The organism is Pantoea sp. X-Soil-ISGK-275, from assembly GCF_059730795.1.
The window spans coordinates 4,172,389-4,178,925 of record NZ_AP035976.1 but is presented as its reverse complement, the minus strand read 5'-3'; the positions used below and the strand labels follow the sequence as shown (position 1 = coordinate 4,178,925).

Genomic DNA, 6,537 nt, shown 5'->3' with positions numbered 1-6,537 from the left:
TTATACGCATGAATCAGGCTATGTTATCCACAGTCGATCGCGTGTATAAAGTAAAAAAACAGCGCAATCAACTGGGGATCATTGTAATTTCCCGATCCCCAGCCACTGACGATCGTTTTAAATCTGCGTTTTCCATGTGGCGACCCACACTTCAGCCGCGTCTTCCGGGATCTCATGCTCTAGCACGTCGATCTCCAGTCGATCGCCAATGCGTTTGGCGCCCAGCTGGTTCAATTGCTCTTCCAGCAGCTTGATCGCGCCGCAGAAAAGATCGTATTCATGATTACCGATGCCGACTGCGCCATAACGTAAGCCCGAGAGGTCCGGTTTTGTCTCTTGCAGTGCTTCATATAAAGGAAGCAAATTATCAGGCAGTTCACCGGCACCGTGCGTGGAGGTCACAATCAGCCAGATGCCTTCCGGTTGCAGCTCATCCAGCTCTGGGCCATGCAGCACCTCGGTTGAGAAGCCCGCTTCCTGCAGTTTTTCTTCCAGATGTTCAGCAACATATTCGGCGCTGCCAAGGGTACTTCCACTGATTAACGTAATATCGGCCATGATGCTCTCCCGCACTAAAGGCGAGCATTGTACGCTGTGATCAAGCCGTGATCCACCTGTGGAAAACAGGGTTAATAGATGAAAGCATCAGGCGACAAGTCGCGCCATACGCGCGATCTGCCGGGGATAAGTTTGTGCACAGCTTAGAGAGGGATCACGGCTTAATGGTGCGCATGATCGGGTTTTGCAGTGAGATCAGGGTTTCGGTGGATTGGATTTCGTCGATGGTCTGGATCTTGTTGATCAATACCTGTTGCAAGGCATCGATCGATCGGCACATCACTTTGATAAAGATGCTGTAATGGCCGGTGGTGTACCAGGCTTCCACCACTTCATCCAGCGCGTCGAGTTTGCTCAGCGCCGCCGGATAATCGCGCGCGCTTTTGAGGATAATGCCGATAAAGCAGCACACATCGAAGCCGAGCTGACGCGGATCGATCTCCACGCGCGTGCCTAAAATAATGCCCGCCTGACGCATCTTCTCCACCCGCACATGAATAGTGCCGGGGCTGACGTTGAACTGTTTGGCGAGCTCGGCATAGGCGGTGCGCGCATTCTGTAACAGCGCATTCAGAATGCCGCGATCCAGGTTATCCAGCTGAAGGTGTTCCGCCATTATCCATCCTCGTTGAGTTCTTCTTCTATGAATAGGGGAGAATGTGCAGCAAATTAGCGGTGCAGGCAAGGTGCAGACAACAGCCTTGCCGTTGTCTGCCTGCTTTTTAGCGCTTACGCCAGAAGGTCACTTGCGCCTGCGTGTGCTGGAATTTGCGCGCCGTTTCGCGGATCACAAAGGGCACATCCTGCGGCGGTGCCACTTCGTCGAAAGCATCACGCAACAGACGCTGCAGCGCCTGATAGGTCGTCAGTGCTTCGCCATTTTCGCGCACACCGCCCAGCCAGTTCTCTTTTGGTGTGAAATCTTCCAGCCAGGTATACGGCGATGACAGCACCAGCAAACCGCCGGAACGGATCATCGGGATAATATCCTGCAGGAAGCGCTTCGGCTGACGCAGACGATCAATCAGGTTAGAGGCCAGCACCAGATCGTAACGATCCGGCTGCGGCTTCAGGTTACAGGCATCACCCTGCACAAACTGAATTCGCTGCGCTTGCTCTGCTTCGAGACCAAACTCTTTCAGCCGCACCTGACGATACTCCACCAGATCCCCTTCTTCGGGCACAACATAGCGGAAATCCTCACCGGAGGTCAGCTGCAGCGCGACATCAATAAAACGCGCCGAGTAATCCATGCCGGTTACCGCGTCGAAGTGTCGTGCCAGTTCAAAGCTGGCACGCCCGGTAGCGCAGCCGATGTCCAGCGCCTGACCGCGCGCAGTGCAGTGCGGCAGCAGTTTTTCCACCAGTGCCGCCGCGTAGTTAGGCACGTTGTAGTAGCTCGGCCCGTACTGGAAATCGAGATACTGCGACACCATGCTGTCAGTTTCATAGGGATTGAGGGCCATGCTCTCTTCATGGGAAGAAACCACATAGCGGAAACCGGCGTGCTGGAAGAAGTGACGACGGAAAGCGTAGCGCGCAGATTTCAGCGCTTCGTTGCCGGTAGAAATCCAGCTGCCACCTTTGATTAGCGCATGTTTGCCATCAAAGGTCGGCGTCGAGAAGTCGTCGTACAGCGGATGCACCTTAAAGCCTTCGAAACCGTTGGTTGGCGTCGTGGTCCACTGCCAAACGTTGCCGACGATGTCGTAAAACTCACCCTGCGCGAAACGGTCGACGGGGCTGGAGGAAGCCCAATACGCCAGATTAATATTGCCCGGTGCTTCAGTCCAATCAGGCTGATCGCCGCCAACCTGCTCACGCAGCAGCGCCCATTCGGCCTCGCAGGGAAGCTGAATAGATTTACCGGTCTCTTCGGCCAGCCAGCGGCAGAAAGCGGCGGCTTCCAGTTGATTCACTTCCGCTGGCCAATCCCACGGCATCGCCACTTCTTCGGCCAGCACGCGCAGTTTTAGCTGATCGGGCAGCTTTTCGTCACCGACCCAGAATGTCGGCATCTGTGCGCCGGAGAATTCACGCCAGCCCCAACCTTCGTCATCCCACCAGCGGCGATTGTTATAACCGTCCGCCGCAATGAAGCGATAAAACTCGGCATTGCTGACCAGCATCTTACTGGCCTTAAACGGCTTGAGTTCGGTTTGCTGACTGCCGTATTCGTTATCCCAGCCATAGGTGTCGTCGGTTTTGCCCTGCTGCACGCGGCCGCCGGGCATCGCGATCAGGGCATTTTCCGGTACCGATTGACGATCGTGACGCGCCTGCGGACAAACCGGCCAGTGCGGCTGCGGCTTAACCCATTCAATCGGCAACTGGCGCATCAGCACACTGGACGTTTCCAGATGAATACGCTCGTGCTCAATGCCCATCAACACCACCCACGCCGGGCTGTCCCAGCCGATGGGCAGTTCCAGCGGCAGGGTGCGAATAAACTCACTCACCAGACTTTTCACTTTGCCACGATAGTCGCGCACCTCTGCGATGCTCGGCCAGTCGTAATGGCTGTCGTTGAGATCGTCCCAGCTCATCTCATCGACGCCGATCGCCATCATCGCTTCGATGCGATCGTCAACGCGTTGATCAAGATAGCGGCCTGCCATCAGCTTATTAATGTAGAAGGTCGCGGTGTGGCCGTAATAGAAGATCAGCGGATGGCGCAGCGAAATGGCTTTGTTAAACCAGGCGCGCTCGTCCGCCAGGCAATCAAACAGGCTTTCATACAGTTCCCAGGTTTGGGTGAAGTACGCCAGCAGCTCGGCCCGTTTTTGTTCGGAGTTTTGGCCAGAAAGTTTTAGCGTGCGGGTCGGTGCGGGAAGTTGGGCGGTCGTCACAAGATGCTCCAGTTTGCTCAGTGCTCGAACTTATCACTATAGCAAATTAGCATTTCCGTCAGATGAATTAGCGCTGCCAGCGGCGCAGCAGACGGCTTTTCAGGCCGGTATCGAAGCGCCAGATGTGATCGAAGATGCGCAGGATGCCGGGTTTGCCATGCAGGGACATCGCCACCGCATGGAAACGCTGTTGATGTTGGCGCTGACGCTGTTTAATGGTGCTGACGATGTCGTCCGGCAAACGTTGGGCAATAAAGTCAGAGACGATCACCGCATCCGCTTCCTGCCAGGCGCTGCCTTCCATGCGTTTCACCACCGCCGCAAGGCAGGCAGCGAGATCGGTGCCGCCGCGAAAACGCTGGCTGAGGAAACGGATTGCCTGCTCAATGCCATTGTCGGCGGTGAGTTCATAGCCGATCACTTCATGAGCGAACAGCATGATGTAGCAGCGGCGCTTATCCGCCAGCGCCACTTTCAGCAGCGCCAGGCAAAAGGCTTTAGCGCAGCGTTCGTTGAAACCGCCCATCGAACCGGACGTATCAACGCAGACGATAAATGGGCCGCGCGGTTGCTCTTCATGCTGCTGGTGGCTGACCGGACTCATGGTGACTTTTTCATGCCACGCATCGCCCTGCAGACGATAAGTCAGCAGGCGTTTTTCAACTAAGCGCCGGTAAAACTCCAGCTCTAACTCGCTGATGCTCAATGCCGCCAATTCAGGCGGTAACAGACGCAGCACATCATCGCTTTGATGAATGCCGCTGACCTCTTCCGGCACGTTATCCGGTTCGCGTACCAGCTGGTGAAACTCCTCCAGCGGCGCATCCTGCGACGGCACCGATTTAGCTTCGCGGCTGCGACCCAACTGTTGCGCCAGCTTCATCAGCTCCGGCTGCTGGGCGAGGAAATCGCCGTATTGCACGATCAGTTCGTAATCGCCGTGCTGCAGCGGCGCTTTGCTCAAATCCCACAGGCGTCCGGCGGCGGCTTCATCATCATCGGTGAGGATTGGCGCCAGTTGGCCGCTGATCGCCATGCGCTGTTGCAGCTCGGCCATCAAGCGTTCGCGCTGCTCTTCGAGAATGGTTTCATTCAGCGTTAGCGTTTGCAGCGTCAGGCTGAGACGCCAGCGTTGCAGGAACAAGGTGTGTTGCGCGTTGCTGAGCTGGTCGCTTTCGGCATTCAGCAGCAGTTTGCTGGCTTCTTCGATGAACGGCGACGGCAGGCTTTTCAGCTGCGTCATGATGTTGGGTAACTGCTGGGTGAAATGTTGTGTGCTGAGCAGCTGCATCTGTTGAAACAGCTGAAACTCCTGCGCCAGCGCTTCTGGCACCGGCGTGACTTTGATCTGCTCGGCGATCTCCGATCGCCAGCGCGGCAGATCGCGCATCATGGCTTGCTTCAGGCGGGGAAACTTCTCAAAGAACAGCGCCAGCTGCGGCGAGGCGAGCAGCGCGATAATTAGCTCTTCGATTAACTCGGTTTCGCCAATCGACAGCAGCGCACTCAGCGTCTCCAGTGAGATCATTTTCTCGCCTGTTTCAGCTGTTCCGCGACATCCTGCAGGCTGGTTTCAATGCGCGCCAGCCAGTCATCGCTAATGAACAGGCAACGCTGATGCTGGCTGAACAGGGTGCGCTGCGCGCGCAGCTGAGTTTCCAGCGCGTCATACTCATCGGCGATCTCCTGCGGCATCTCGCTGCTGCTGCTGGCGCCCGGTAGCGTCAGACGCGTGGATTGCAGGCTAACATCGCGCAGCGTCAGACAATGATGCGTATCCACCAGCATATCCAGCGTCTGACCAAAGCCGATGCCGTTCAGCTTGCCGCGAATTTCACCGCCCTTCAGCAGCCACTGCTCCAGTGCTTCACGGCCAATCAGAATGTGCGTCACCTGCATGTCGTGCAGCATTAACGGCTGTTGCAGCATCAGCGTCAGCTGCTCATCGGTAATGGCGGCGGGTAATTCGTAGTGCGGTTTGCGGCTGAACATGCCGCTGTGTTTCTCCAGCGTCAGCGCTTGCGCCACGCTTTGCTGCTGTTGCAGCGCCAGACGGCGGCCTTTGATCTGCTGCAGCTTGTGCAGCAGAGCCTGTTGCTGCCACGCATGTTGCGACATCAGCGTATCGATTTCGCGATCCAGCAGTTTCATCGATGCCACGTCATGCCACAGGCAATCTTTCAGCAGCACTAAGTCGATGGGCGCGATGGTCACGCGACCGCTGTAAAAGGCACTGGCTTGCAACAGGTGAATGGCTTTCTTCCAGCGACGATCGGAAATGTATGGCGCGTCCGGCAGCGTTTCTAACTGCTGACGTAGCTGATAGATCAGTTCAAACACGTGATCCGGCAAACTGACCTGGCTGATGCCTTTCTGCCACTGTTCATACTCTTCATCGCTGATGCGCAGCGATTCCGCCACCGGATTGTCGTTTTCATCCTGCTGGTGGGTGAGCATGCTGCGGAAGTTCTGCTTCTCATGCACGTTATCCAGCCACAAGCGAATCAACATGCGGTCATACAGCGCTTCCAGTCCGCTATCGGCTTCCGGCAGTTCGTTGGAAGCGGTAACCAGCAAGCGCATCGGGATTTTTTCTTCGCTGTCGCCATTGCGGAAGCGGCGTTCGTTGATAGCGGTCAGCAAGGTATTCAGAATCGCCGGGCCGGCTTTCCAGATTTCGTCGAGGAAGACAATTTCAGCATCCGGCAGATAACCTTTGGTCAGACGCTGATAACGCCCTTCATCTTTCAGGGCCTGAATCGATAGCGGACCAAACACCTCTTCCGGGGTGGAAAAACGGGTCATCAGGTATTCAAAAGCGCGGGCGTGCTGGAAGGCGTATTTTAATCGGCGGGCAATCAGACTCTTGGCGATGCCTGGCGGCCCGAGCAGAAACACGCTTTCGCCACTTAAGGCAGCCAGCAAACAGAGGCGGATCGCATGATGGCGTTCATACAGCCCTTTTTCCAGAGCGTTGCTCAGGCGAGAAATTCTTTCTGCCAAAAGATGGGGTTGAGCCATAATCACATCATTATCCTTTTGATCCTGGTGCCGTCATATTCTGGCGAGCGCAATACTCTACTGATTATCATGCGCGATTGCGTTGATAGCCGTCAGCTTTTTTGTTTCA

At 55.9% G+C, this 6,537-nt stretch carries 5 protein-coding genes; all 5 read right to left on the bottom strand.

Annotated features, from left to right (window positions below; all coding sequences use genetic code 11):
- Positions 1-117: 117 nt before the first annotated feature.
- The 5 genes from mioC to ravA all read right to left on the bottom strand — a co-directional run bounded on the left by mioC (position 118) and on the right by ravA (position 6,428).
- Positions 118-558 carry an FMN-binding protein MioC gene (gene mioC / locus AC6I8A_RS19460; protein ID WP_064738315.1) on the bottom strand — a complete coding sequence of 147 codons (441 nt, stop codon included), beginning with the start codon at positions 556-558 and terminating at the stop codon, positions 118-120.
- Positions 559-712: 154 nt separating this feature from the next.
- Entirely contained in the window at positions 713-1,174 is a 462-nt protein-coding gene (gene asnC / locus AC6I8A_RS19455; protein ID WP_008106733.1) for a transcriptional regulator AsnC, read from the bottom strand.
- A gap of 106 nt (positions 1,175-1,280) precedes the next feature.
- Complete coding sequence (gene ovoA, locus AC6I8A_RS19450) at positions 1,281-3,428, bottom strand: 5-histidylcysteine sulfoxide synthase (RefSeq protein ID WP_497818966.1); 2,148 nt, start codon at positions 3,426-3,428, stop codon at positions 1,281-1,283.
- A 46-nt stretch (positions 3,429-3,474) separates the two neighbouring features.
- A complete protein-coding gene (gene viaA / locus AC6I8A_RS19445; RefSeq protein WP_154156963.1) occupies positions 3,475-4,935 on the bottom strand; it encodes an ATPase RavA stimulator ViaA in 1,461 nt (486 codons plus the stop codon).
- Positions 4,932-6,428 (bottom strand): ATPase RavA, encoded by a 1,497-nt coding sequence (gene ravA / locus AC6I8A_RS19440; RefSeq protein WP_256697883.1) that lies wholly within the window; start codon positions 6,426-6,428, stop codon positions 4,932-4,934. Before ravA ends, viaA begins: the two co-directional genes overlap by 4 nt.
- Positions 6,429-6,537 lie beyond the last annotated feature (109 nt).

Excerpts from the sequence above, each read along its gene's own strand:
- mioC (WP_064738315.1), bottom strand. The coding sequence starts at position 558 with ATGGCCGATATTACGTTAATCAGTGGAAGTACCCTTGGCAGCGCCGAA.
- asnC (WP_008106733.1), bottom strand. The coding sequence starts at position 1,174 with ATGGCGGAACACCTTCAGCTGGATAACCTGGATCGCGGCATTCTGAAT.
- viaA (WP_154156963.1), bottom strand. The coding sequence starts at position 4,935 with ATGATCTCACTGGAGACGCTGAGTGCGCTGCTGTCGATTGGCGAAACC.
- ravA (WP_256697883.1), bottom strand. The coding sequence starts at position 6,428 with ATGGCTCAACCCCATCTTTTGGCAGAAAGAATTTCTCGCCTGAGCAAC.